Source organism: Exiguobacterium sp. RIT594 (assembly GCF_003339585.1).
In the GTDB taxonomy this organism is placed as follows: domain Bacteria; phylum Bacillota; class Bacilli; order Exiguobacteriales; family Exiguobacteriaceae; genus Exiguobacterium_A.
The window spans coordinates 31,535-53,856 of record NZ_QPKF01000007.1; the positions used below are offsets into that span (position 1 = coordinate 31,535).

General features: G+C 47.1%; 39 protein-coding genes. All 39 read left to right on the top strand.

Translation table 11 applies throughout. The features are described 5' to 3' along the window. Positions 1-273: 273 nt before the first annotated feature. The 39 genes from rpsJ to DVG79_RS14830 all read left to right on the top strand — a co-directional run bounded on the left by rpsJ (position 274) and on the right by DVG79_RS14830 (position 22,099). The gene (gene rpsJ / locus DVG79_RS14640; protein ID WP_012369008.1) at positions 274-582 is read left to right on the top strand and encodes a 30S ribosomal protein S10; all 309 of its coding nucleotides are present in this window, start codon (positions 274-276) and stop codon (positions 580-582) included. A gap of 68 nt (positions 583-650) precedes the next feature. Continuing rightward, entirely contained in the window at positions 651-1,277 is a 627-nt protein-coding gene (rplC, locus tag DVG79_RS14645) for a 50S ribosomal protein L3 (RefSeq protein WP_012369009.1), read from the top strand. Positions 1,278-1,306: 29 nt separating this feature from the next. Continuing rightward, positions 1,307-1,930: a 50S ribosomal protein L4 gene (gene rplD, locus DVG79_RS14650; protein ID WP_012369010.1), complete on the top strand. Its 624-nt coding sequence runs from the start codon at positions 1,307-1,309 to the stop codon at positions 1,928-1,930. Further along, positions 1,930-2,214 carry a 50S ribosomal protein L23 gene (gene rplW / locus DVG79_RS14655; RefSeq protein WP_014969151.1) on the top strand — a complete coding sequence of 95 codons (285 nt, stop codon included), beginning with the start codon at positions 1,930-1,932 and terminating at the stop codon, positions 2,212-2,214. Before rplD ends, rplW begins: the two co-directional genes overlap by 1 nt. Positions 2,215-2,246: 32 nt before the next feature. After that, positions 2,247-3,077 carry a 50S ribosomal protein L2 gene (rplB, locus tag DVG79_RS14660; RefSeq protein WP_012369012.1) on the top strand — a complete coding sequence of 277 codons (831 nt, stop codon included), beginning with the start codon at positions 2,247-2,249 and terminating at the stop codon, positions 3,075-3,077. A 63-nt stretch (positions 3,078-3,140) separates the two neighbouring features. After that, positions 3,141-3,419 (top strand): 30S ribosomal protein S19, encoded by a 279-nt coding sequence (gene rpsS / locus DVG79_RS14665; RefSeq protein WP_012369013.1) that lies wholly within the window; start codon positions 3,141-3,143, stop codon positions 3,417-3,419. Between the two features lie 20 nt (positions 3,420-3,439). After that, positions 3,440-3,772, top strand: coding sequence for a 50S ribosomal protein L22 (rplV, locus tag DVG79_RS14670; RefSeq protein ID WP_012369014.1), 333 nt, complete (start codon positions 3,440-3,442; stop codon positions 3,770-3,772). 12 nt (positions 3,773-3,784) lie between these two features. Further along, positions 3,785-4,441, top strand: a complete 657-nt coding sequence (rpsC, locus tag DVG79_RS14675; RefSeq protein WP_012369015.1) for a 30S ribosomal protein S3 — start codon at positions 3,785-3,787, stop codon at positions 4,439-4,441. A 33-nt stretch (positions 4,442-4,474) separates the two neighbouring features. Then, a complete protein-coding gene (gene rplP, locus DVG79_RS14680; protein ID WP_012369016.1) occupies positions 4,475-4,912 on the top strand; it encodes a 50S ribosomal protein L16 in 438 nt (145 codons plus the stop codon). Next, positions 4,899-5,102, top strand: coding sequence for a 50S ribosomal protein L29 (rpmC, locus tag DVG79_RS14685; protein WP_012369017.1), 204 nt, complete (start codon positions 4,899-4,901; stop codon positions 5,100-5,102). Before rplP ends, rpmC begins: the two co-directional genes overlap by 14 nt. 31 nt (positions 5,103-5,133) lie before the next feature. Continuing rightward, positions 5,134-5,397: a 30S ribosomal protein S17 gene (rpsQ, locus tag DVG79_RS14690; protein ID WP_026826917.1), complete on the top strand. Its 264-nt coding sequence runs from the start codon at positions 5,134-5,136 to the stop codon at positions 5,395-5,397. A gap of 48 nt (positions 5,398-5,445) precedes the next feature. Next, the gene (rplN, locus tag DVG79_RS14695; RefSeq protein ID WP_012369019.1) at positions 5,446-5,814 is read left to right on the top strand and encodes a 50S ribosomal protein L14; all 369 of its coding nucleotides are present in this window, start codon (positions 5,446-5,448) and stop codon (positions 5,812-5,814) included. A gap of 34 nt (positions 5,815-5,848) precedes the next feature. Continuing rightward, positions 5,849-6,160, top strand: coding sequence for a 50S ribosomal protein L24 (rplX, locus tag DVG79_RS14700; protein WP_014969156.1), 312 nt, complete (start codon positions 5,849-5,851; stop codon positions 6,158-6,160). Between the two features lie 31 nt (positions 6,161-6,191). Beyond that, complete coding sequence (rplE, locus tag DVG79_RS14705) at positions 6,192-6,731, top strand: 50S ribosomal protein L5 (protein WP_012369021.1); 540 nt, start codon at positions 6,192-6,194, stop codon at positions 6,729-6,731. 14 nt (positions 6,732-6,745) lie between these two features. Continuing rightward, positions 6,746-7,015, top strand: coding sequence for a 30S ribosomal protein S14 (gene rpsN, locus DVG79_RS14710; protein WP_012369022.1), 270 nt, complete (start codon positions 6,746-6,748; stop codon positions 7,013-7,015). A gap of 31 nt (positions 7,016-7,046) precedes the next feature. Continuing rightward, positions 7,047-7,445, top strand: a complete 399-nt coding sequence (gene rpsH, locus DVG79_RS14715; protein ID WP_012369023.1) for a 30S ribosomal protein S8 — start codon at positions 7,047-7,049, stop codon at positions 7,443-7,445. A 31-nt stretch (positions 7,446-7,476) separates the two neighbouring features. Then, complete coding sequence (gene rplF, locus DVG79_RS14720; RefSeq protein WP_026826919.1) at positions 7,477-8,013, top strand: 50S ribosomal protein L6; 537 nt, start codon at positions 7,477-7,479, stop codon at positions 8,011-8,013. 37 nt (positions 8,014-8,050) lie between these two features. Further along, positions 8,051-8,401, top strand: a complete 351-nt coding sequence (gene rplR, locus DVG79_RS14725; RefSeq protein ID WP_012369025.1) for a 50S ribosomal protein L18 — start codon at positions 8,051-8,053, stop codon at positions 8,399-8,401. 22 nt (positions 8,402-8,423) lie between these two features. Beyond that, complete coding sequence (gene rpsE / locus DVG79_RS14730; protein ID WP_012369026.1) at positions 8,424-8,924, top strand: 30S ribosomal protein S5; 501 nt, start codon at positions 8,424-8,426, stop codon at positions 8,922-8,924. 18 nt (positions 8,925-8,942) lie between these two features. Then, complete coding sequence (gene rpmD, locus DVG79_RS14735) at positions 8,943-9,128, top strand: 50S ribosomal protein L30 (RefSeq protein ID WP_012369027.1); 186 nt, start codon at positions 8,943-8,945, stop codon at positions 9,126-9,128. Between the two features lie 36 nt (positions 9,129-9,164). Then, positions 9,165-9,605 (top strand): 50S ribosomal protein L15, encoded by a 441-nt coding sequence (gene rplO, locus DVG79_RS14740; protein WP_012369028.1) that lies wholly within the window; start codon positions 9,165-9,167, stop codon positions 9,603-9,605. Continuing rightward, positions 9,605-10,894, top strand: coding sequence for a preprotein translocase subunit SecY (secY, locus tag DVG79_RS14745; protein ID WP_012369029.1), 1,290 nt, complete (start codon positions 9,605-9,607; stop codon positions 10,892-10,894). The genes rplO and secY overlap by 1 nt, the downstream gene beginning before the upstream one ends. Before the next feature lie 72 nt (positions 10,895-10,966). Continuing rightward, entirely contained in the window at positions 10,967-11,614 is a 648-nt protein-coding gene (locus tag DVG79_RS14750; RefSeq protein ID WP_026826920.1) for an adenylate kinase, read from the top strand. After that, the gene (gene map, locus DVG79_RS14755; protein ID WP_114597367.1) at positions 11,614-12,366 is read left to right on the top strand and encodes a type I methionyl aminopeptidase; all 753 of its coding nucleotides are present in this window, start codon (positions 11,614-11,616) and stop codon (positions 12,364-12,366) included. Before DVG79_RS14750 ends, map begins: the two co-directional genes overlap by 1 nt. Positions 12,367-12,516: 150 nt before the next feature. Continuing rightward, positions 12,517-12,735 (top strand): translation initiation factor IF-1, encoded by a 219-nt coding sequence (gene infA, locus DVG79_RS14760; protein ID WP_012369032.1) that lies wholly within the window; start codon positions 12,517-12,519, stop codon positions 12,733-12,735. Between the two features lie 33 nt (positions 12,736-12,768). Further along, positions 12,769-12,882, top strand: coding sequence for a 50S ribosomal protein L36 (gene rpmJ / locus DVG79_RS14765; protein ID WP_003156543.1), 114 nt, complete (start codon positions 12,769-12,771; stop codon positions 12,880-12,882). Positions 12,883-12,901: 19 nt separating this feature from the next. Beyond that, positions 12,902-13,267, top strand: coding sequence for a 30S ribosomal protein S13 (gene rpsM / locus DVG79_RS14770; RefSeq protein WP_012369033.1), 366 nt, complete (start codon positions 12,902-12,904; stop codon positions 13,265-13,267). Between the two features lie 16 nt (positions 13,268-13,283). Further along, positions 13,284-13,679, top strand: coding sequence for a 30S ribosomal protein S11 (gene rpsK / locus DVG79_RS14775; protein ID WP_012369034.1), 396 nt, complete (start codon positions 13,284-13,286; stop codon positions 13,677-13,679). Between the two features lie 137 nt (positions 13,680-13,816). Then, the gene (locus DVG79_RS14780) at positions 13,817-14,761 is read left to right on the top strand and encodes a DNA-directed RNA polymerase subunit alpha (protein WP_012369035.1); all 945 of its coding nucleotides are present in this window, start codon (positions 13,817-13,819) and stop codon (positions 14,759-14,761) included. 33 nt (positions 14,762-14,794) lie between these two features. Continuing rightward, positions 14,795-15,166: a 50S ribosomal protein L17 gene (gene rplQ, locus DVG79_RS14785; protein WP_012369036.1), complete on the top strand. Its 372-nt coding sequence runs from the start codon at positions 14,795-14,797 to the stop codon at positions 15,164-15,166. 95 nt (positions 15,167-15,261) lie between these two features. Next, the gene (locus DVG79_RS14790) at positions 15,262-16,092 is read left to right on the top strand and encodes an energy-coupling factor ABC transporter ATP-binding protein (RefSeq protein WP_026826922.1); all 831 of its coding nucleotides are present in this window, start codon (positions 15,262-15,264) and stop codon (positions 16,090-16,092) included. Beyond that, on the top strand, positions 16,080-16,937 hold the full coding sequence (locus tag DVG79_RS14795; RefSeq protein WP_114597368.1) for an energy-coupling factor transporter ATPase: 858 nt from the start codon (positions 16,080-16,082) through the stop codon (positions 16,935-16,937). Before DVG79_RS14790 ends, DVG79_RS14795 begins: the two co-directional genes overlap by 13 nt. Continuing rightward, positions 16,934-17,725 (top strand): energy-coupling factor transporter transmembrane component T family protein, encoded by a 792-nt coding sequence (locus DVG79_RS14800; RefSeq protein WP_114597369.1) that lies wholly within the window; start codon positions 16,934-16,936, stop codon positions 17,723-17,725. Before DVG79_RS14795 ends, DVG79_RS14800 begins: the two co-directional genes overlap by 4 nt. Continuing rightward, positions 17,725-18,474: a tRNA pseudouridine(38-40) synthase TruA gene (truA, locus tag DVG79_RS14805; RefSeq protein ID WP_114597370.1), complete on the top strand. Its 750-nt coding sequence runs from the start codon at positions 17,725-17,727 to the stop codon at positions 18,472-18,474. The genes DVG79_RS14800 and truA overlap by 1 nt, the downstream gene beginning before the upstream one ends. A 155-nt stretch (positions 18,475-18,629) precedes the next feature. Beyond that, positions 18,630-19,067, top strand: coding sequence for a 50S ribosomal protein L13 (rplM, locus tag DVG79_RS14810; RefSeq protein ID WP_012369041.1), 438 nt, complete (start codon positions 18,630-18,632; stop codon positions 19,065-19,067). 28 nt (positions 19,068-19,095) lie between these two features. Further along, a complete protein-coding gene (rpsI, locus tag DVG79_RS14815) occupies positions 19,096-19,488 on the top strand; it encodes a 30S ribosomal protein S9 (RefSeq protein ID WP_012369042.1) in 393 nt (130 codons plus the stop codon). Between the two features lie 156 nt (positions 19,489-19,644). Continuing rightward, positions 19,645-20,277, top strand: a complete 633-nt coding sequence (locus tag DVG79_RS14820; protein ID WP_114597371.1) for a M15 family metallopeptidase — start codon at positions 19,645-19,647, stop codon at positions 20,275-20,277. 181 nt (positions 20,278-20,458) lie between these two features. After that, entirely contained in the window at positions 20,459-21,490 is a 1,032-nt protein-coding gene (locus DVG79_RS14825) for an Mrp/NBP35 family ATP-binding protein (RefSeq protein ID WP_114597372.1), read from the top strand. 3 nt (positions 21,491-21,493) lie between these two features. After that, the gene (locus tag DVG79_RS14830; RefSeq protein ID WP_026826929.1) at positions 21,494-22,099 is read left to right on the top strand and encodes a KinB-signaling pathway activation protein; all 606 of its coding nucleotides are present in this window, start codon (positions 21,494-21,496) and stop codon (positions 22,097-22,099) included. Positions 22,100-22,322: the final 223 nt, after the last annotated feature.

Sequence of the window (22,322 nt, forward strand, 5' to 3'; positions counted from 1 at the left end):
TTTTTCATTTCTTTCAAAACAGTCTTGCAACATGGTCAGACATCTTATATACTGAGGAAAGTGTTTGTGCGAGTGGTGAGAGACTTGAAAACAAATTCTATTTTATTTTACTTGCTTTCTAGCTTGGAATTAAGTAAACTAGTATATGTTGGTCACAAACACAACGCGATGAAGCGGGAGGTTATGACACACCAGGCGGCATTGCCATGGCTAGTGTGGAAATTTCCGCGGAGAATGTCTATTTACAAAATAGGCGAAAAGGAGGGAAACAACATGGCAAATGAAAAAATTCGGATCCGTTTGAAAGCATACGATCACCGCGTGCTTGATCAATCGGCTGAGAAAATTGTCGAAACAGCAAAACGTTCTGGTGCTACTGTATCTGGTCCGATCCCACTCCCAACGGAGAAAGCGATCTACACAGTACTTCGTGCCGTTCACAAGTACAAAGATGCTCGTGAGCAGTTCGAAATGCGTACACACAAACGTTTGATCGACATCGTTAACCCAACACCGAAAACAGTTGATGCGCTTATGCGTCTTGAACTTCCATCGGGCGTTGACATCGAAATCAAACTTTAATTTTTCTTCTATAAATAGTTGATACTAGCCAGAAGATCAAAATCATTCAATATTAGGAGGTGTATCTCATGGCTAAAGGAATCTTAGGAACTAAACTCGGTATGACACAAATCTTCAACGAGTCAGGCGAAGTAGTACCAGTTACTGTTGTTTCAGTAGAGGGTAACGTTGTTCTTCAATTGAAGACAATGGAAGTGGACGGTTACGAAGCAGTCCAACTCGGCTTTGGTGATATCAAAGAAGGTCGTCAAAACAAACCGCAAAAAGGTCACGCAGCGAAAGCTAGTGCGACACCTAAGCGCTTCATTAAAGAAATCCGTACATCTGTAACAGATTTCGAAATCGGTCAAGAGATTAAAGCAGATACTTTCGCTGCAGGCGAAATGGTTGATGTAACAGGTACGTCGAAAGGTAAAGGTTTCGCTGGAGCAATCAAGCGTCACAACCAATCACGTGGTCCAATGGCTCACGGTTCGCGTTACCACCGTCGCCCAGGTTCAATGGGTCCTGTCGCTCCAAACCGTGTATTCAAAGGGAAATTGCTCCCAGGACGCATGGGTGGAGAGCAAGTCACTGTTCAAAACCTTGAAATCGTAAAAGTTGATGTAGAACGCGGCTTACTCCTCGTCAAGGGTGCTATCCCAGGCGCACGTAAGAGCCAAGTTGTCGTCAAAACTGCGGTAAAAGGCAACTAATTTGTTTGCAAGGAAAGGAGGAATAACGAATGCCTAAAGTAGCTTTGCTTAACCAAACAGGTACACAAGTTGGAGACATCGAGTTGGCAGATGCCGTTTTCGGAATCGAGCCAAACGAAGCAGTCGTATACGATGCAATCGTCATGCAACAAGCTTCACGTCGCCAAGGTACACATGATACAAAAGGTCGCTCGGAAGTTCGCGGTGGCGGCCGTAAACCATGGAAACAAAAAGGTACTGGTCGTGCACGCCAAGGTTCGATCCGTTCGCCACAATGGGTTGGCGGTGGAACAGTCTTCGGTCCAACACCACGTTCGTACGCTTATAAACTTCCTAAAAAGGTTCGTCGTCTCGCATTACGTTCAGCACTTTCTTCGAAAGTCGCTAACAACGAGTTCATCGTTCTTGAAGGATTGACAATCGATGCTCCGAAAACGAAAGATATGATTTCGGTCTTCGCTGCTCTTTCAATCGAACGTAAAGTCCTCGTCGTTACTGCTGATTACAACGAGACAGTCGTTCTTTCAACACGCAACATTCCTGGTGTCACAGTCGTTGACGCTGCTGGAGTAAACGTCCTTGATCTTGTCGCACACGACAAAGTCATCTTCACGAAGGATGCTGTTGCGAGAGTAGAGGAGGTGCTTGCATAATGGCAAACGCACACGACATTATCAAACGTCCTGTAATTACTGAACGCTCAGTGAACCAAATGGCTGAGAAAAAGTACACGTTCGAAGTAGACGTAAAGGCATCTAAGCCACAAATCAAAGATGCAGTTGAAGCGATCTTCGGCGTTAAAGTTGAAAAAATCAACACACTTATCTCAAAACCAAAAGCAAAACGCGTAGGTCGTCACGCTGGTTACACAGCACGCCGCAAAAAAGCGGTCGTCACGCTTACTGCAGATAGCAAAGAACTCGATTACCTCGGTTAATCGGTACTCTGTAGAAAAGGAGGGAACTCTCGATGGGAATTAAAAAGTTTAAACCGACCACTAACGGTCGTCGTAATATGACTGCGCTTGACTTTGCTGAGATTACGGCTTCACGTCCTGAAAAATCGTTAACTGAAAAGCTTTCGAAAAAGGGCGGACGTAACAACCAAGGTCGCTTGACAGTACGTCACCAAGGTGGCGGACACAAACGTAAATACCGTATCATCGACTTCAAACGGAACAAGGATGGCATCGCTGGCCGTATCGCTACAATCGAGTACGATCCGAACCGCTCTGCAAACATCGCTCTTGTCCACTACATCGATGGTGAAAAACGCTACATCCTCGCACCTAAAGGATTGAAAGTTGACATGCAAGTCATGTCAGGAGTTGAGGCTGACATTAAAGTCGGTAACGCTCTTCCACTTTCAAACATCCCAGTTGGTACATTGATCCACAACATCGAACTTAAGCCAGGTAAAGGTGGTCAGCTCGTTCGTTCAGCTGGTACTTCTGCTCAGCTTCTCGGTAAAGATGGTAAATACGCGATCGTTCGTCTCCAATCAGGCGAAACACGTATGATCCTTGCTACTTGCCGTGCAACAGTCGGCGCTGTCGGTAATGAAGAGCACGAGCTCGTCAATATCGGTAAAGCTGGTCGTTCACGCTGGCTCGGAAAACGTCCTACAGTTCGTGGTTCTGTAATGAACCCAGTTGATCACCCACACGGTGGTGGTGAAGGACGTGCTCCAATCGGTCGTTCGGGCCCACTTACTCCTTGGGGTAAACCGGCACTCGGATACAAAACTCGTAAGAAAAACAAAGCGAGCGATAAATATATCGTCCGTCGTTCTAAAAAATAATTACGTGATTTCTGAACGGTTCGCAGGAACCGTTCCTGAATCATGCCAAAGGGAGGTACAACTATGGGTCGCAGCTTGAAAAAAGGTCCATTTGCAGATCACCATTTGCTCGCTAAGGTTGACAAAGCCAACGAAGCTGGTGACAAGCATGTTATCAAAACTTGGTCACGCCGTTCTACAATCTTCCCAGAGTTCATCGGTCACACGATCGCTGTCTACGATGGTCGTAAACACGTACCGGTTTACGTGACAGAAGATATGGTCGGTCACAAACTTGGTGAATTCGCGCCAACACGTTCTTACAAAGGACATGCTGGAAACGATAAGAAGACTAAACGTTAATCTGAGGGGAGGTACTCATTATGCAATCAAAAGCATCGGCTAATATGGTTCGCATTGCTCCTCGTAAGGCACGTCTAGTAGTAGACTTAATCCGCGGGAAGCAAATCGGTGAAGCACTTTCGATTCTTGCTTACACGAACAAGGCAGCAACGCCAATCGTTGAGAAAGTATTGAAATCGGCAATCGCGAACGCTGAGCACAACTTCGACATGAACATCGAAAACCTCGTAGTAACAGAGGCTTACGTCAACGAAGGTCCAACGCTCAAACGTTTCCGCCCACGTGCAATGGGTCGCGCAAGCCGCATCAACAAACGTACGAGCCACGTTCACATCGTGGTATCTGAAAAATAAGGAGGGATTACCGTGGGTCAGAAGATTAACCCAACTGGTCTTCGCGTAGGTATCATCAAAGACTGGGAATCACGTTGGTTCGCAGATAAAGACTATGCTGATCTCCTTCATGAAGACTACGTAGTTCGTGAATATATCGAAAAACGTCTTAAAGACGCTAGTGTCTCTAAAGTTGAAATCGAGCGCGCAGCAAACCGCTTGAACATCTCACTTCACACTGCTAAGCCGGGTATGGTTATCGGTAAAGGCGGTTCTGAAATCGAAACACTTCGTACAGACATCACTAACCTTGCAAAAGGCAAACGCGTTCACGTTAACGTCGTTGAAGTGAAAAACCCGGATGCAGTTGCTAAACTTGTCGCTGAGAACATCGCACGCCAACTTGAAGGCCGTGTATCGTTCCGTCGTGCAATGAAGCAATCAATCCAACGCTCGATGCGTTCAGGTATCAAAGGAATCAAGACTGAAGTTTCTGGTCGTCTTGGCGGCGCTGATATCGCTCGTTCAGAGAAGTATTCAGAAGGAACAGTTCCACTTCATACACTCCGTGCAGACATCGATTACGGTACTGCTGAAGCTGATACAACTTACGGCAAAATTGGCGTAAAAGTATGGCTCCACCACGGTGAAGTGCTTCCTACGAAAAAAGCAGCATCTAACGAACAATAATCCACATCCGTCTAGGGAAGGAGGCAACACAACATGTTGTTACCAAAACGTGTAAAATATCGTCGTGTTCACCGCGGCAACATGCGTGGTAAAGCGAAACGTGGTACTACAGTACACTTCGGCGAGTTCGGTATCCAAGCTCAAGAAGCTAGCTGGATCACTAGCCGTCAAATCGAATCAGCGCGTATCGCGATGACTCGTTATATGAAACGTGGTGGTAAAGTGTGGATCAAGATTTTCCCACATAAACCATACACTAAAAAACCTCTTGAAGTCCGAATGGGTTCAGGTAAAGGTGCTCCGGAGGGCTGGGTTGCAGTCGTCAAACCGGGGAAAGTAATGTTCGAAATCGCAGGAGTATCGGAAGAGATCGCACGCGAAGCTCTCCGTCTTGCATCACACAAACTTCCAGTAAAATGTAAGTTCGTAAAACGTGAAGAAAATGGTGGTGATACGAATGAAAGCAACTGATCTCCGTCAGCAAACTACAGAAGAGCTCAACGGTAAAGTCGGTTCGTGGAAAGAAGAGTTGTTCAACCTTCGTTTCCAACTTGCGACTGGTCAGCTTGAGAACCCTGCTCGTATCCGTGAAGTGCGCAAGTCGATTGCACGCGCGAAAACCGTTCTTCGTGAACGCGAACTCGGCATCAACAACGCATAATTCACTCGGATTCTGAGAGGAGGAACACTCAATGGAACGCACAAACAACCGCAAAGTGTTAACTGGACGCGTCGTATCTGACAAAATGGATAAAACGATCGTAGTTACAGTTGAGACTAAAGTAAAGCATAAGCTCTACGGCAAACGCGTAAACTACTCTAAGAAGTACAAAACGCATGATGAAAACAACACAGCTAAAGTCGGTGACGTCGTACGCATTCAAGAAACACGTCCACTTTCTAAAGACAAACGTTTCCGTCTCGTAGAAGTCGTCGAAAAAGCAGTAATCATCTAAACTCTAATTAGTTCGGATGAATAAACATCCGGAGGGAGGTACAATCGTATGATTCAACAAGAATCTCGCTTGAAAGTAGCAGACAACTCAGGAGCTCGTGAAGTCTTGACGATCAAAGTCCTCGGAGGATCTGGTCGCAAAACTGCTAACATCGGTGACGTAATTGTTTGCACAGTTAAACAAGCAACACCAGGTGGCGTTGTCAAAAAAGGTGAAGTTGTACGCGCAGTAGTCGTTCGTACTAAACGTGGCGTTCGTCGTAAAGACGGTTCGTACATCCGTTTTGACGAAAATGCAGCAGTCATCATCAAAGATGATAAAAGCCCACGTGGCACACGTATCTTCGGACCAGTCGCACGCGAACTTCGTGAAAAAGACTTCATGAAGATCGTCTCGTTGGCACCGGAAGTACTTTAATTCCAAAGAATTCCTACAAGGAGGTGCTCTAACGATGCATGTCAAAAAAGGTGATAAAGTTCAGGTTATGACTGGTAAAGATAAAGGCAAACAAGGTGTTGTCCTTACTGCTATGCCTAAAAAAGATCGCATTATCGTCGAAGGCGTTAACATGATCAAAAAACACTCAAAACCTTCTCAACTCAACCCGCAAGGCGGAATTGTCGAGAAAGAAGCACCGATTCACGTATCGAACGTTATGCTCATCGACCCTAAGACAGGAAACCCAACACGCGTTGGTTTCACTGTGGTTGACGGCAAGAAAGTACGTATCGCTAAAAAATCGGGCGAAGCTTTAGATAAATAAGAAGATTTAAAGAAAGGAGGTCCACTTTCTGATGAACCGTTTAAAAGCTAAATACCAAGACGAAATCGTCAAAGTAATGATGGAGAAATTCAACTATACTTCTGTAATGCAAGCGCCGAAAGTCGATAAGATCGTAATCAACATGGGTGTTGGTGACGCTGTTACGAACACGAAAGCACTTGACATGGCAGTCGAAGAGCTTCAGCTCCTCACTGGTCAGAAGCCACTCATCACGAAAGCTAAGAAATCAATCGCTGGTTTCAAACTTCGTGAAGGTATGCCAATCGGCGCGAAGGTAACACTTCGTGGAGAGCGCATGTATGAGTTCCTCGACAAGTTGATCAACGTGTCACTTCCACGTGTACGTGACTTCCGTGGTGTATCGAAGAAATCATTCGATGGCCGTGGTAACTACACGCTAGGCGTGAAGGAACAATTGATCTTCCCAGAGATCGACTACGATCGCGTATCTAAAGTCCGTGGTATGGACATCGTTATCGTTACAACTGCTAATACGGATGAAGAGTCACGTGAGCTTCTCACAGCACTCGGCATGCCATTCCAAAAATAAGGGAGGCCGCACACATGGCTAAGAAATCAATGATCGCACGTGAAGTAAAACGCCAAGCACTCGTAGAGCGCTACGCTGAACAACGCGCAGAATTGAAAGCACAAGGCGACTACATCGGCTTGAGCAAACTCCCACGTAACTCTTCAGCGGTTCGTTTACACAACCGTTGCAGTATCACTGGCCGTCCACACGGTTACATTGGTAAATTCGGTATCAGCCGTATTAAGTTCCGTGATCTTGCTCATAAAGGTCAAATCCCTGGTGTTAAAAAAGCAAGCTGGTAATTCATTAAAGTTGTGAAAGGAGGTACATCGCATGGTTATGACAGATCCGATTGCAGATATGCTTACACGCATTCGTAATGCAAACATGGTTCGCCATGAGAAGTTGGAAATGCCAGCTTCTACAATCAAACGTGAAGTCGCTGAAATCCTCAAACGTGAAGGTTTCATCCGCGATGTTGAATATCTCGAGGACAGCAAACAAGGTACGCTCCGCGTATTCCTTAAGTACGGCGCAAGCAACGAACGCGTCATCACTGGACTCAAACGTATCTCGAAACCAGGTCTTCGCGTTTACGCGAAAGCTGATGAAATCCCGAAAGTACTCGGTGGTCTCGGAATCGCTATCGTTTCAACATCTAAAGGTGTTATGACAGACAAAGAAGCTCGCCAACAAAAAGTCGGCGGCGAAGTGATCGCATACATCTGGTAATTCACGCATAAAAAGAACGGAGGTGTCTTAAATGTCACGTATTGGTAAAAAGCCGGTCGTTATCCCAGCAGGCGTTACAGTAACAGTTGAAAACAGCACAGTTACGGTAAAAGGTCCTAAAGGTGAACTCACACGTGAGTTCAACCCGACTATGGCTATCAACGTAGAAGGTAATGAATTGACTGTCACTCGTCCAAACGACGAGAAAGCTAACCGTACAATCCACGGAACGACTCGTGCGCTTATCGCGAACATGGTCGAAGGTGTAAACAACGGTTTCGCTAAGACACTCGATATCCAAGGTGTTGGTTACCGTGCTCAAAAACAAGGTAACAAAATCGTACTCAACCTCGGTTATTCACACCCAATCGAGTACACTCCGGAACAAGGCATTGAAGTCGAAGTTCCTACGAATACGCAAATCATCGTCCGCGGAATCAACAAAGAGCGTGTTGGACACGTTGCTGCATTGATCCGTTCGTACCGTCAGCCTGAGCCGTACAAAGGTAAAGGAATTCGTTACAGTGATGAAGTCGTTCGTCGTAAAGAAGGTAAAACAGGTAAGTAATTCGTTGATACGAATTGACCGGAAAGGAGTGGCATAAATGATCTCAAAGGCAAACAAAAATGCTACGCGTAAAAAGCGTCATGGTCGTGTACGTCGTACAATCATCGGGACTGCAGCTCGTCCACGCTTGAATGTATTCCGTTCGAACAAGAACATTTACGTACAAGTCATTGACGATGCAACACATGCAACACTCGCATCTGCATCATCACTCGACCTTGAAAAAGGCAACACGACTGACGCTGCATCAGCAGTTGGTAAGCTTGCAGCTGAACGCGCTCTTGAAAAAGGTATTGAAACAGTCGTTTTCGACCGTGGAGGATATCTCTATCATGGACGTATCAAAGCAGTAGCTGAAGCAGCTCGTGAAGCTGGTCTCAAATTCTAAAAGAAAAGGAGGGAACCTCTACATGCGCCAGTTAGAAATTAACATGGATCAACTCGAAGAACGCGTTGTTACTGTAAACCGCGTCGCGAAAGTAGTAAAAGGTGGCCGTCGCTTCCGTTTTGCTGCACTCGTCGTCGTAGGTGACAAGAATGGTCACGTAGGTTTCGGTACGGGTAAAGCTCAGGAAGTGCCTGAAGCGATCCGTAAAGCAATCGAAGATGCAAAGAAAAACATGGTTAACGTTCCAATCGTTAACACTACAATTCCACACGAAATCAACGGAATTTTCGGTGCAGGTCACGTCTTCTTGAAACCTGCTTCTGAAGGTACTGGAGTCATCGCTGGTGGCCCAGTTCGTGCGGTTCTCGAATTAGCGGGAATCAACGACATTCTTTCGAAATCACTTGGATCAAGCACTCCAATCAACATGGTTCGTGCGACTGTTAAAGGTCTCACTTCACTTAAACGTGCTGAAGACGTTGCGAAACTCCGCGGTAAAACCGTCGAAGAACTTCGCGGTTAAGAAAGGGAGGGAATACAGATGGCGAAACTCGCAGTTACCCTCACACGCAGCATGATCGGTCGTCCGGAGAACCAACGCGTTACTACTCGTACGCTTGGTCTCCGTAAGATGCACCAAACTGTTGTCGTACCTGACAACGCTGCTATGCGTGGGATGATTAACCACGTGTCACACTTATTGACAGTTAAAGAAATTCAAGAGTAATACGTTTGATATAATTTTATGAGGAGGTGCCCCACTATGAAACTCCATGAATTGAAACCAGCTGCTGGTTCACGTTCAGAACGCAACCGTGTAGGTCGCGGTATGTCTTCTGGTAACGGTAAGACTTCTGGCCGTGGTCACAAAGGTCAAAAAGCTCGTTCAGGCGGTGGTGTTCGTCCAGGTTTCGAAGGTGGACAAAACCCACTTTTCCGTCGTTTACCAAAACGCGGCTTCAACAACCCGACTCGTAAAGAGTTCGCGGTTATCAACCTTGACACACTTAACCGTTTTGAAGATGGAACGGAAGTAACACCAGAACTTCTTATCGAGACTCGCGCAGTCAAAGGTATGAAGGATGGCGTGAAGATCCTTTCTAACGGTAAGATTGAAAAGAAACTGACAGTAAAAGCTCACAAGTTCTCCGAAGCTGCGAAGCAAGCGATCGAAGCTGCCGGCGGTACGGTTGAGGTGATCTAATGTTTCAAGCGATCTCCAATATGTGGCGCGTAGCCGACATTCGTCGGCGCATTCTCTTTACCCTGGCTCTGATTATCGTGTTCCGTATCGGAGCACATATCCCGGTCCCAATGGTAAACACTGAAGTATTCAAGATTGACCAGAATGGTATTCTTGGTTTCTTGAATTCCTTCGGCGGGAATGCTTTGCAGAATTTCTCACTCTTTGCGATGGGAATCATGCCGTATATCACGGCCTCGATCGTTGTCCAACTCTTACAGATGGACGTTGTTCCAAAGTTTGCCGAATGGGCAAAACAAGGAGAGGCGGGCCGTAAGAAGTTAGCAACGGTAACGCGCTATGGAACGATCGTACTCGGCTTAGTCCAAGCGTTTGGAATCGCGCTTGGATTTAACCGTATCTACCCAGGTCTTGTCGATGAGCAATACGGCACCTGGACGTACGTTATGATTGCACTTGTTTTGACGGCGGGTACCGCATTCTTGATGTTCCTCGGTGAACTCATCACGGAGAAGGGCATTGGTAACGGGATATCAATGATCATCTTCGCTGGGATTGTCGCAGGCTTCCCGAACGCGTTCCGTCAGATCTATGAAACAAAGCTCCAAAATGCAGGGGATGCTTTGTTTGTCAATGTGCTTTATATCGTACTGTTGCTTTTAATCATCATCGCGGTCATCGTCGGAGTCATCTATGTGCAGCAAGCTGCCCGTAAGATTCCGATCCAGTACGCTAAGCGTACGGTGAACCGTGCACCAGTAGGCGGTCAATCGACACACTTGCCGATTAAACTGAATGCTGCTGGTGTTATCCCAGTTATCTTCGCTGTATCGTTCATGGTGACGCCACCAACGGTTGCAAGTTTCTTTGCAAGTCCGGAAAATGCGACGAAGATCCGTGACATTTTCGACTATACGAGTCCAATCGGTATGTCGATCTATGTGGCACTGATCATCGCGTTTTCTTACTTCTATACATTTGTTCAGGTTAATCCGGAACAAATGGCAGAGAACCTTCAAAAGCAAGGCGGGTACATTCCTGGTATTCGTCCTGGTAAGCAAACGGAACAGTACATCACGAAGATCCTGTACCGTCTGACATTCTTCGGCTCACTCTTCCTCGCTGTCATCGCGGTGACGCCAACGTTCTTTATTAAGTTCGCTGGTTTACCGAACTCGGTGCAGATTGGTGGAACAAGCTTGTTGATCGTCATCGGTGTAGGTCTTGAGACGATGAAACAGATTGAAAGTCAACTGGTTAAACGACACTACAAAGGCTTTATCCGATAAGGCGGGAGGAAGGGGACCATCCCTTTCCTTTCTGTTGTGTCTATAGAGTCTATAGAAGTGGAGGCTACCGACATGAATCTTGTATTGATGGGCTTGCCGGGTGCTGGAAAAGGGACGCAGGCTGCGAAAATTATCGAAGACTACGCCATTCCACACATCTCGACAGGCGACATGTTCCGCGCGGCGATCAAAGATCAAACACCGCTCGGGCAGGAAGCGAAATCGTACATGGATAAAGGGGAACTCGTTCCGGATGAAGTCACAATCGGCATCGTACGTGAACGTCTCGCCAAAGAAGACTGTGCAAATGGTTTTCTTCTTGACGGTTTCCCACGCACAGTGAAACAAGCGGATGCTCTTGAAGTATTGCTTGCGGATCTAAATAAACAAATCGATCACGTCGTTCACATCGGTGTGAACCCGGAGAAACTTGTCCCTCGTTTGACAGGCCGCCGGATTTGCCCGACATGTGGAGCAACGTATCACGTCATCTATAACCCGCCAAAAGTGGAGGGTGTCTGTGATATCGACGGATCAGCACTTGTTCAACGTGAAGATGATCAAGAAGAAACGGTTCGCCGTCGTCTTGAAGTCAACGTCGCTCAAGCGCAACCTTTGATTGACTTTTACGCTGAAAAAGGGTATCTTCGTAATTTGGACGGTGATCGTCCGATTAATGAAGTTTATTCCGATGTTCAAGCACTTCTTGGTGATCAGTAATGATCATTACGAAAGCGCCGCGTGAAATCGACATCATGCGTCAGGCAGGACAAATCGTCGCCCGGACGCATAAGGAGCTGCAAGCTCATATTCGTCCAGGGATCACAACGGGGCAACTCGATGCGATTGCTGAACGTTATATTCGAAGTCAAGGGGCAACACCATCGTTTAAAGGTTATAATGGGTTTACTGGCAGCATCTGTGCTTCAGTAAATGAAGAACTTGTCCATGGTATTCCGGGTGACCGCGTACTCCACGATGGAGACATCATCTCGATTGATATTGGGGCGGAGTATAACGGATATCACGGAGATTCAGCCTGGACATATCCGGTAGGTACAATCTCTGAAGAGACGAAGCGGTTACTTGACGTAACTGAAGAATCTCTGTATAAAGGATTGGAGCGCGCCAAAGCTGGCGTGCACCTGACAGATATTTCGCATGCGATTCAGTCACATGTTGAAGCAGCGAATTTTTCTGTAGTCCGCGAATATGTGGGCCACGGCGTGGGACAAAATTTGCATGAAGATCCGCAAATTCCACATTATGGACCACCGGGGAAAGGGCCGCGCCTGAAAACCGGCATGACTTTGGCGATTGAGCCAATGGTCAATGTTGGAAAACGCTATGTTCGCACACTATCCGACAATTGGACGGTAGTGACAGTGGACGGTAGCATGTGCGCCCACTTTGAGCACACCATCGCCATCACAGACGAAGGCTACGAGATCTTAACGGTCGATGCAGAGTGAGCTGTGCGCGTTATTGGTGTCACCTTTCTATAAGCCGCTATCCACTCGTGTTTGTGACCGATGATTCTCTCACGGCTACTGTAGAAAGCCCCTAAGCGCTACAAATCGTCTGGGCTCCCAATCAACTTTATAGAGAAAGGGGTATAATTGATGGCGAAACAAGATGTAATCGAAGTGGAAGGTACGGTTATCGAACCGCTTCCAAACGCGATGTTTAAGGTGGAGTTAGAAAACGGCCACACGGTCCTCGCGCACGTCTCAGGAAAAATTCGGATGCACTTCATTCGGATCCTACCAGGAGATAAAGTAACGGTTGAGTTGTCACCATACGACTTGACTCGCGGACGGATCACATACCGTTTCAAATAAAAACTCCGATTTTTTCAGGAGGAGGTATTCACAATGAAAGTAAGACCTTCGGTTAAACCGATCTGTGAAAAATGTAAAGTTATCCGCCGTAAAGGCAAAGTAATGGTTATTTGCGAAAACCCTAAGCATAAACAAAAACAAGGGTAATAAACAAGGAGGTGCACACATGGCACGTATTGCTGGTGTAGATATTCCACGTGAGAAACGCATCGTTATCTCACTCACTTACATCTATGGTGTTGGTAAAACGACTGCTCAGAAAGTCTTGAAAGAAGCTGGTATCTCTGAAGATACTCGTACTCGTGAATTGACTGAAGAACAACTCAACCAACTCCGTGATGGATTAGATAAAGTAAAAGTTGAGGGTGACCTTCGTCGTGAAATCTCACTCAACATCAAACGTTTGATCGAAATCGGTTGCTACCGTGGTGTTCGTCACCGTCGTGGTCTTCCAGTTCGTGGTCAAAACACTAAAAACAACTCGCGTACTCGTAAAGGCCCACGCCGTACAGTAGCGAACAAGAAGAAGTAAGGGAGGGTAAACTAAGATGGCAAAACGTAAACAGAATGTTCGTAGTAAACGTAAAGTCAAAAAGAATATTGAATCTGGTATCGTGCATATCCGTTCAACATTCAACAACACAATCGTTACGATCACTGACATGCAAGGGAATGCAATCTCTTGGGCAACTGCAGGTAACATGGGCTTCAAAGGCTCACGTAAATCAACTCCATTTGCTGCGCAACTCGCTTCTGAAACTGCTGCGAAAACAGCAATGGATAACGGTATGCGTACTGTAGAAGTTAACGTTAAAGGTCCTGGTGCAGGTCGTGAAGCTGCAATCCGTGCGCTCCAAGCAATCGGTCTTGAAGTAACAGCGATCCGTGACGTAACTCCAGTTCCACACAACGGTTGCCGCCCTCCAAAACGTCGTCGCGTGTAACCCGTCTTGTACTGCAAAGCGGGAATTCGAGTAGACTTTCGTTGATCGTTTGACCAAGCAAGGCAGTAGAAACGTACACAAGACGGTTGGCGATTGAACGCGATGGCCAACATGACGATATTCAAGGAGGGGTTCAGATGATCGAAATCGAAAAGCCGAAGATTGAAACGGTCGAATTAAGCGATAACGCTACGTTTGGTAAATTCGTGGTAGAACCGCTTGAACGTGGATTCGGTACAACGCTTGGTAACTCATTGCGTCGTATCCTATTATCTTCACTTCCGGGTGCTGCAGTCACTGCAGTCCAAATCGATGGCGTTCTTCATGAGTTCTCGACGATTGATGGCGTTGTAGAAGACGTTACCCAAATCATCTTGAACCTTAAGAAACTCGCCCTCAAAGTTTACTCGGAAGAAGAGAAAACACTTGAGATCGATATTCAAGGCGCCGGCGTTGTTACTGCTGCGAACATTACGCATGACAGCGACGTCGAAATCCTCAACCCAGAACTCCACATTGCAACACTTGCAGAAGGTGCATCACTTCATATGCGTCTGACAGCTCGTCGTGGCCGTGGTTACGTTCAGGCTGAAGATAACAAACGGGACGATATGCCAATCGGCGTCATTCCAATTGATTCGATTTACACGCCAATTCAACGTGTAAACTATCAAGTTGAAAAAACACGTGTTGGTCAAGATGCGAGCTTCGATAAGTTGACGCTTGATGTTTGGACGGACGGTTCAATCCGCCCGGAAGAAGCAGTGTCACTCGGTGCAAAAATCATGACAGAACACTTAAACATCTTTGTTGGTCTTACAGACGAAGCGCTCCATGCCGAAATCATGGTCGAAAAGGAAGAAGATCAGAAAGAAAAAGTACTTGAAATGACGATCGAAGAACTCGATCTTTCAGTTCGTTCGTACAACTGTTTGAAACGTGCCGGCATCAATACGGTTCAAGAACTCGCGAACAAGAGCGAAGACGAGATGATGAAAGTTCGTAACCTCGGACGTAAATCACTCGAAGAAGTTCAAGCGAAGCTCGATGAACTCGGACTGGGCCTACGTAAAGAAGACTAAAACTATTAATTGCACGAAGGAGGGAATCCATCCATGGCATACTCGAAATTAGGCCGTACAAGCTCACAACGTAAGGCACTTTTGCGTGACCTTGCGACTGATCTCATCATCAATGAGCGTATCCAAACTACAGAACAAAAAGCGAAGGAACTTCGTCCAGTCGTTGAGAAACTCATCACTTTAGGTAAACGCGGTGATCTCCACGCTCGTCGTCAAGTTGCATCGTTCGTTCGTCGCGAAGCTGCTGGTCAAAACGAAGCTGGTAAAACACAAGATGCAATCCAAAAATTGTTTGCTGATGTTGCTCCACGTTTTGCTGAGCGTCAAGGTGGTTACACACGTATCATGAAAATGGGACCACGTCGTGGTGACGGCGCAGAAATGGTCATCATCGAACTCGTTTAATTTTTAAATGATTCGAATAAAAGGGCAGTGCGTAACTCGCTTCTGCCCTTTTGTTACAAATGAAATTATTTTGATTTGATGAAGGAGGAGCAGACATGACAAAGCTGATTGAGTTGGAACAGGTGACATACCGTTACCCGGAACAAGAACAACCAGCCTTACGGAATGTCTCTCTTTCGATTCATTCGCAGGAATGGGTCGCAATCGTTGGACACAACGGCTCCGGAAAATCAACGCTGACGAAGCTGTTTAACGGATTGTTGCTTCCTGAAGAAGGAACGGTCACTGTCAACGAGACATTCTCGAGTGCAGTGCCGGAGCAACTGTGGGAGATGCGCCGCGCAATCGGTATCGTCTTTCAGAATCCGGATAATCAATTCGTTGGCACGACCGTGCGCGACGACGTGGCATTTGCCCTGGAAAACTGGGGGGTGCCACGCGAGGAAATGGTTCGTCGTATCGACGACAGTCTAGCGCGCGTTGGCCTTACGGATTTTGTTGATCGGGAACCCCATCAACTATCCGGCGGACAGAAGCAGCGTGTCGCAATCGCCTCGGCGCTTGCGATGCGCCCTGATGTTCTCGTGCTCGATGAAGCGACATCGATGCTTGATCCGATTGCACGAACTGAGGTTATGTCGACCGTCCAGGAATTATATGAGCAACACCCGATGGCCGTCGTTGCCATTACACATGAACTCGATGAAGTCTTACGGGCCAGTCGTGTCATTGTTATGGATGCAGGGCAAATCGTTTTAGAAGGCACACCGCAAGAGGTGTTTGCACAATCCGCGTTTCTTGAGCAGATTGGACTAGATGTTCCATTTGTCGTCCGGGTGCAGGAGCAACTTTCGGCACGTGGTCTTACTTATGAGGACACGATACTAGATGAAAGAGACTTGGTGAACCGCTTATGCCAATCTTAATCCAGGAATTGAATTATACGTACCAACTCAATAGTCCGTTTGAACGAGTCGCGCTGCGTGATGTGAATCTTGAGATTCCGTCAGGGGCGCTTGTTGCGTTTGTGGGGCATACCGGTTCCGGGAAATCCACGCTCGTCCAACACATCAACGGCTTGTTGAAACCAACTGCCGGTAAGGTACAGGTCGATGACATCGTCATCGAACCAAAACGAAAACAAGATTTAAAAGCGCTCCGTAAACGGGTGGGTCTTGTCTTTCAGTATCCGGAATATCAATTGTTCGAAGAAACCGTCCTGAAGGATGTCATGTTTGGTCCAATGAACTTTGGTCATGCACCGGCAGAGGCAGAACGGTTAGCGAAAGATGCCTTACGTACCGTCGGACTCGATGAAGTCTTCTGGTCACGTTCTCCGTTTGACCTGTCTGGTGGGCAAATGAGGCGTGTTGCGATTGCGGGCGTACTCGCTAGTCAACCAGACGTGTTGATCGTCGATGAACCAACAGCGGGACTTGATCCGCAAGGACGAAAGCAGATGCTGTCTCTTTTTGCTGAGTTGCATGCGCAATCAGGAATGACCTTGCTGTTGATCACACACGATATGGATCAGGTCCTTGAGTATACGAACCGGGTCGTCGTCATGGAAGAGGGACAAGTTGCGTATGACGGAGAACCAATGGGTCTATTCCGTCAAGAAACGTTACTGCGTCAATTCCATCTCGATTTACCCCACGTTTTGGCGTTTGCCTGGAAGATGGCGGATCAATTGAAACAGCCGCGCCCGTCACTTCAGACGGAAGCGGAATTGATTGAATGGATTTTACGTGTACGGGGGGATGGACGATGATCGTAGGACAACATATACCAGGGACGTCGTATTTACATCGTTCGTCGGCCGTCGCGAAAATCATTTTTGCCTTTTGTTTCATTCCCCTTGTCTTTTTAGCCAATAATGCGGCAACGAATATTTTTTTACTGCTGTTTACGTTTTTTGCGTTAGCGAGTAGTAAATTACCGATTCGTTACGTCTTAAAGGGGCTGCGACCAATCTTATTCTTAATCGTCTTTACGTTTATCATTCAACTGTTGTTTACGCGTGAAGGGGCCATTCTGTTTGAATTTGGCTGGTTCAGGATTTATGAAGAAGGATTGCGTCTTGCCATCATCGTTTCGCTCCGGTTCTTTTATCTTGTGTCGATTACGACACTCGTCACGTTGACGACGTCGCCGATCGAACTGACGGATGCGATTGAGTTATTATTGAAACCGTTTAAGGTCGTCCGTGTCCCGACGCACGAGATTGCCTTGATGTTGTCGATTTCCCTTCGTTTCCTGCCGACCTTGGCAGAAGAGACGGAAAAAATCATGAAGGCGCAGCAGGCACGGGGTGTCGATTTATCGGCGGGTCCGATCAAAGAGCGCTTGCGGGCCATCATTCCTTTGCTGATTCCACTCTTCATCTCGGCGTTTAAACGGGCAGAAGATCTGGCGACGGCAATGGAAGCCCGGGGATACCGGGGCGGCGAAGGACGGACGAGACTCCGTGAGTCCAAATGGACAGGTCGCGATACGGGACTGATCGTCCTTCTGATCGTCCTCGGACTGCTTCTGGTCTATTTACGGGGAGGCTTTTGATGCGACGCTTTAAATGTACGATTCAGTATGATGGGACGGACTATTCCGGATATCAGGTACAACCGAACGGTCTGACGATTCAGGAAGTCCTCGAGAAGACGCTTGACCGGATGCATAAGCACCCGGTCAAGGTCATCGGTTCCGGACGGACGGATGCGCGTGTACACGCGCAGGGGCAGGTCATTCATTTTGATACGGAGCTTTTGATCGCCCCTGCAAGCATGGTGAAGGCCTTAAATACGTTATTACCGGACGATATTCGCGTTCGTGACTGTAAAGAGGTCGCTTCTGACTTCGAAGCAAGGTATGATGTAGTAGGGAAAGAGTATCGGTACTTCGTGCGCCGGACGGAAGATGCGTTTCGACGTCATCAATCCGTCTTGATTCCGTATTCACTCGATGTTGCGCAAATTCGTCTGGGATTAGCGTATTTAGTCGGGACTCATGACTTCAGTTCGTTCTGTGTCGCGAAGACAGAGACGGACAATCGTGTTCGGACGATTTATGAAGCGGAACTGATTGAACAAGGAGCGGAGCTGATTTTCCGTTTTCAGGGAAGCGGTTTTCTCTACAATCAGATTCGGATCATGGTCGGCACGTTGCTTGATGTCGGACGCGGTCGATTTACTCCGGAAGACATCAAACGAATGCTCGAAGCGAAGGATCGAAACGTCGCTGGTGTGACGGCACCACCGCACGGGTTATACCTTTGGGAAGTTTTCTACCCAGAGTCTAAAAAAGGCATTTGACATTAGCCGCTAAAAAACATACAATGTTTATTGGCATTTCATTTATTATGAAACCACAATCTTAGCCCCGTACACCTAAGATTCTGATAGATTCAAACAGTGAATAAATGAAAAATCAAAAAAGAAATTTTTAAATTCCTTAGGAGGTATTTTACATGCGCACAACTTTCATGGCGAAAGCTACTGATGTAGAACGCAAATGGCTCCTTATCGACGCAGAAGGCAAAACACTCGGTCGTCTTTCGAGCGAAGTGGCTTCACTTCTCCGCGGTAAGCACAAACCTACGTTCACACCACACGTTGACTGTGGGGATCACGTTATCCTCATCAACGTTGAGAAAATCGTTTTAACTGGTAACAAACTCGACAAAAAGGTCTACTACCGTCACTCTGGTCATCCAGGCGGCTTGAAGCAGACTGTCGCACGCGACTTACTCGCTAACAAACCTGAGCGTATGCTTGAACTCGCGATCAAAGGGATGCTTCCAAAAGGTAGCCTCGGTCGTCAAATGTTCAACAAACTCCACGTTTACGCTGGAGATACTCATAAGCAAGAAGCACAACAACCAGAAGTTTACGAACTTCGCGGTTAATTAATACGAATTTAGGAGGAACTACACGATGGCAGATGTACGTTACTACGGCACTGGTCGCCGTAAACACGCGGCAGCTCGCGTTTTCCTCGTTGCTGGAGACGGTAAAGTCACAGTTAACGGGCGCGATATCAGCGAATACTTCGGTTATGAAACATTAATCATGACTGCAAAAGAACCACTTGTACTCACAGAAACAGAAGGCAAATACGATATCATGGTAACGGTCAAAGGCGGCGGCTTCACTGGTCAAGCAGGCGCAATCCGTCACGGTATCTCACGTGCTCTTCTTCAAGCGGATCCAGACTTCCGTGGCACACTTAAAGCTAAAGGTTTCCTCACACGCGATGCTCGTATGAAAGAACGTAAAAAATACGGTCTTAAAGCAGCACGTCGTGCACCTCAGTTCTCAAAACGTTAATCGTTTTATCTCTCATCCTTACGGGTGGGAGATTTTTTTTGGATCAATCGCCTATGTGGGCGGAAATGCTCTGGTACTTGAAAGGCAACGGAATAAACCTATTGTGTATACCGGATTCGGTTTTCGGGAACAGTCTACAAAGGAGTGTGGTGAACGATGACCGTATCAGTCAGTTGGTTAATAGAACGGGCAAACCGGAAACTGAATGTTCCGGGACTTTCACCTGAAGTTGCCCGAAAGACGCGACAAGTCATCCGTGAACTTCATGTCAAAGGCATTTATGTCGGGGTGGCGCAAGGATTCCGGTCCTACGCCGAGCAGGAGAAGTTGTATGCACAAGGACGGACGACTCCCGGTGCAATCGTGACGAACGCCCGTGGGGGACAATCGAATCATAACCGGGGGATTGCCGTTGATCTGTTTCAATACTCCATGGACGGGACGGAAGCCATCTTTAATACCGATGCCAACTTTCAGCAAATCGTCCAGGCGATGAAGCGGCACGGTTTCTCCTGGGGCGGAGACTGGAGCGGATTTAAAGACTATCCGCACTTTGAGCTGAACAAAACGACAACGGATGTCTTTGTGCCTTATCCGGGACAACCGCTCTATAAAGGAGCGGTCAATATGAACAGCCGGGACATCGAGCGGATTCAGCGGGCCGTCAAGGCGACGGTGACGAAACGCTTTGACGCGGAGACCGTCGATAAGGTACGTGCCTATCAAGCACGTCAAGGATTAGCAGTCGATGGTGTCGTCGGACCCGCGACATGGAACCGGATGTTTTAATCCTGTAGAGATTCCCTTTTTGCAGTTGCGAAGAGGAGAATCTCTTTTTTGAATCCTTCTTGGCGATTCCTTTGGCGTCGTCAAGGAAATGTCATGCTTTCCGAGTCGAAATGTGCAAGCGCTATCTTATTTTTGTTATACTGAAATGGATTAAATCGAACGTTCTCAGGGGGAAGGCACTATGTTGAATGAACAAGAAATTCGCGAGGTGGTCGGGCAATTGATCGATCCGACGATTGAACGCTCGCTTACAGATACGAACGGGATTCGCGATGTCCGCATCAAAGGAGACTATGTCAGTCTCAAAATCGCGCTGGCACAAGCAGGTTCGGGCGAACAGCTCGCATTACAACAACAGATCGTTAAAGAGTTGAAAGAAAAAGGATTCAAGACGGTTGGCTTACGTTTTGAGGCACTCGGCGACCATGGCATTCAAGCAGCGACGACACCGTCGATTCTCAAACCCGACTCAGGCACGACCTTCATCGCGATTGCTTCCGGTAAAGGTGGCGTCGGAAAATCGACGGTTTCCGTCAACTTGGCAGTTGCCCTCGCACGAGCTGGTAAAAAAGTTGGTTTGATTGACGCGGATATCTATGGATTTAGTGTACCGGACATGATGGGGATCGAAACTCGTCCGACGGTCGTCAACGACCGGATTGTTCCACCTGAACGATTTGGCGTGAAAGTCATCTCGATGGGCTTCTTCGTCGAAGACAATGCACCTGTCATCTGGCGTGGTCCGATGCTCGGGAAGATGTTGAACAACTTCTTCTCTGACGTCGAGTGGGGCGACCTCGATTACTTACTGCTTGATTTACCGCCGGGCACAGGCGACGTGGCACTCGATATTCATTCGATGTTGCCGAGCTGTCAGGAACTGATCGTCACGACACCGCATGCAACTGCGGCATTCGTTGCTGCACGTGCAGGGGCGATGGCAATCAAAACAAACCACCGTTTGCTCGGAATCATTGAGAATATGGCCTATTTCGAGAGCAAGATAACGGGCGAAAAAGAGTATGTGTTTGGTTCAGGCGGCGGAGAGAAGTTGTCAGAAGCGTTAAAAACAGATATTCTAGCTAAGATTCCACTTGGACAGCCGTATGCAAATGACACGGACTTTGCACCGTCGATTTACCGTGACGACCATCCATTTGAAACACACTATAATGAACTCGCAGCGCGTGTCATCGAAAAAGTAGAGGGATAATGAATGAAGACTAGAGGATTTTTGAAGCTGTTTTGGATGACGCTCCTGATCGGGACGCTCGCCGGCTTCGTGTTTAACCTTGTCGCTGAACCGGGTTATGTCCGCAATCAATCGATCAGCGGATATGTTACAGCCCTGGCTTACAGCAGTACATGGACAGCCATCAGTTTGATGGGATTCTTTTCGTATCTGATCCTTCACCGGGTCGGACTCGATATTTTTCGGGGAGCTAAGTTGTGGGACCGGGTTCAAATCGTCTTAATCGCATTTGCGTTATTCGACGGAATCTACCTTCGCGGTCTTGCTTTCGGATTTGAAAAAACAAACCTGTATATCGGAGAGATGGTTGTCTTATTGCTCATTGCGTTTTTTGTCGCTCGGACGAAAGCCCGCGAGACAAACTTCACAGCGTTCGTGCCGACACTCTTTTTGATGACAGTCATCACATTGATTGAATGGGTTCCGGCTCTTCAGGCGACACAAGACAAGCGGATGTTATGGGCGGCACTTGCCACATTACTTGTTTGTAATGCGTATCAGATTCTGATGTTGCACCGGTTGCAGGAAAAACCGAATTCAGCGAATGCTGCGTCGGGGAAAAGAGCATAAAAGAAAAGGGCGCCGTGCTACCGTTTTATCCGGTCAGAGCGGCGTCCATCTTTTTTTAATGTTTTTTTAGAAAAACAGTTGACGTAAAAAACAAGAGTTGATATATTAATACATGTCGCTGAGGCACACGCCACACAGACACGTCGAAAACGAAAAAAACTTACGAAAAAAGTTATTGACACCAGTTAATAGTTTACTGTAAGATTTAAAAGTCGTCAAACGA

Coding starts and splice junctions, on each gene's coding strand:
- DVG79_RS14830 (WP_026826929.1), top strand. CDS start 21,494: ATGAAGACTAGAGGATTTTTGAAGCTGTTTTGGATGACGCTCCTGATC.
- rpmC (WP_012369017.1), top strand. CDS start 4,899: ATGAAAGCAACTGATCTCCGTCAGCAAACTACAGAAGAGCTCAACGGT.
- rpsI (WP_012369042.1), top strand. CDS start 19,096: ATGGCAGATGTACGTTACTACGGCACTGGTCGCCGTAAACACGCGGCA.
- map (WP_114597367.1), top strand. CDS start 11,614: ATGATCATTACGAAAGCGCCGCGTGAAATCGACATCATGCGTCAGGCA.
- secY (WP_012369029.1), top strand. CDS start 9,605: ATGTTTCAAGCGATCTCCAATATGTGGCGCGTAGCCGACATTCGTCGG.
- rplC (WP_012369009.1), top strand. CDS start 651: ATGGCTAAAGGAATCTTAGGAACTAAACTCGGTATGACACAAATCTTC.
- rplB (WP_012369012.1), top strand. CDS start 2,247: ATGGGAATTAAAAAGTTTAAACCGACCACTAACGGTCGTCGTAATATG.
- rpsK (WP_012369034.1), top strand. CDS start 13,284: ATGGCAAAACGTAAACAGAATGTTCGTAGTAAACGTAAAGTCAAAAAG.
- rpsJ (WP_012369008.1), top strand. CDS start 274: ATGGCAAATGAAAAAATTCGGATCCGTTTGAAAGCATACGATCACCGC.
- rplW (WP_014969151.1), top strand. CDS start 1,930: ATGGCAAACGCACACGACATTATCAAACGTCCTGTAATTACTGAACGC.
- DVG79_RS14790 (WP_026826922.1), top strand. CDS start 15,262: ATGACAAAGCTGATTGAGTTGGAACAGGTGACATACCGTTACCCGGAA.
- rplX (WP_014969156.1), top strand. CDS start 5,849: ATGCATGTCAAAAAAGGTGATAAAGTTCAGGTTATGACTGGTAAAGAT.
- rpsE (WP_012369026.1), top strand. CDS start 8,424: ATGCGCCAGTTAGAAATTAACATGGATCAACTCGAAGAACGCGTTGTT.
- rplF (WP_026826919.1), top strand. CDS start 7,477: ATGTCACGTATTGGTAAAAAGCCGGTCGTTATCCCAGCAGGCGTTACA.
- rplD (WP_012369010.1), top strand. CDS start 1,307: ATGCCTAAAGTAGCTTTGCTTAACCAAACAGGTACACAAGTTGGAGAC.
- rpsQ (WP_026826917.1), top strand. CDS start 5,134: ATGGAACGCACAAACAACCGCAAAGTGTTAACTGGACGCGTCGTATCT.
- rplR (WP_012369025.1), top strand. CDS start 8,051: ATGATCTCAAAGGCAAACAAAAATGCTACGCGTAAAAAGCGTCATGGT.
- truA (WP_114597370.1), top strand. CDS start 17,725: ATGCGACGCTTTAAATGTACGATTCAGTATGATGGGACGGACTATTCC.
- rpsM (WP_012369033.1), top strand. CDS start 12,902: ATGGCACGTATTGCTGGTGTAGATATTCCACGTGAGAAACGCATCGTT.
- rpsN (WP_012369022.1), top strand. CDS start 6,746: ATGGCTAAGAAATCAATGATCGCACGTGAAGTAAAACGCCAAGCACTC.
- rpmJ (WP_003156543.1), top strand. CDS start 12,769: ATGAAAGTAAGACCTTCGGTTAAACCGATCTGTGAAAAATGTAAAGTT.
- DVG79_RS14800 (WP_114597369.1), top strand. CDS start 16,934: ATGATCGTAGGACAACATATACCAGGGACGTCGTATTTACATCGTTCG.
- rpsS (WP_012369013.1), top strand. CDS start 3,141: ATGGGTCGCAGCTTGAAAAAAGGTCCATTTGCAGATCACCATTTGCTC.
- rplV (WP_012369014.1), top strand. CDS start 3,440: ATGCAATCAAAAGCATCGGCTAATATGGTTCGCATTGCTCCTCGTAAG.
- DVG79_RS14825 (WP_114597372.1), top strand. CDS start 20,459: ATGTTGAATGAACAAGAAATTCGCGAGGTGGTCGGGCAATTGATCGAT.
- rplE (WP_012369021.1), top strand. CDS start 6,192: ATGAACCGTTTAAAAGCTAAATACCAAGACGAAATCGTCAAAGTAATG.
- DVG79_RS14780 (WP_012369035.1), top strand. CDS start 13,817: ATGATCGAAATCGAAAAGCCGAAGATTGAAACGGTCGAATTAAGCGAT.
- rplP (WP_012369016.1), top strand. CDS start 4,475: ATGTTGTTACCAAAACGTGTAAAATATCGTCGTGTTCACCGCGGCAAC.
- rplN (WP_012369019.1), top strand. CDS start 5,446: ATGATTCAACAAGAATCTCGCTTGAAAGTAGCAGACAACTCAGGAGCT.
- rplM (WP_012369041.1), top strand. CDS start 18,630: ATGCGCACAACTTTCATGGCGAAAGCTACTGATGTAGAACGCAAATGG.
- rpsH (WP_012369023.1), top strand. CDS start 7,047: ATGGTTATGACAGATCCGATTGCAGATATGCTTACACGCATTCGTAAT.
- infA (WP_012369032.1), top strand. CDS start 12,517: ATGGCGAAACAAGATGTAATCGAAGTGGAAGGTACGGTTATCGAACCG.
- rplO (WP_012369028.1), top strand. CDS start 9,165: ATGAAACTCCATGAATTGAAACCAGCTGCTGGTTCACGTTCAGAACGC.
- DVG79_RS14750 (WP_026826920.1), top strand. CDS start 10,967: ATGAATCTTGTATTGATGGGCTTGCCGGGTGCTGGAAAAGGGACGCAG.
- DVG79_RS14795 (WP_114597368.1), top strand. CDS start 16,080: ATGCCAATCTTAATCCAGGAATTGAATTATACGTACCAACTCAATAGT.
- DVG79_RS14820 (WP_114597371.1), top strand. CDS start 19,645: ATGACCGTATCAGTCAGTTGGTTAATAGAACGGGCAAACCGGAAACTG.
- rplQ (WP_012369036.1), top strand. CDS start 14,795: ATGGCATACTCGAAATTAGGCCGTACAAGCTCACAACGTAAGGCACTT.
- rpmD (WP_012369027.1), top strand. CDS start 8,943: ATGGCGAAACTCGCAGTTACCCTCACACGCAGCATGATCGGTCGTCCG.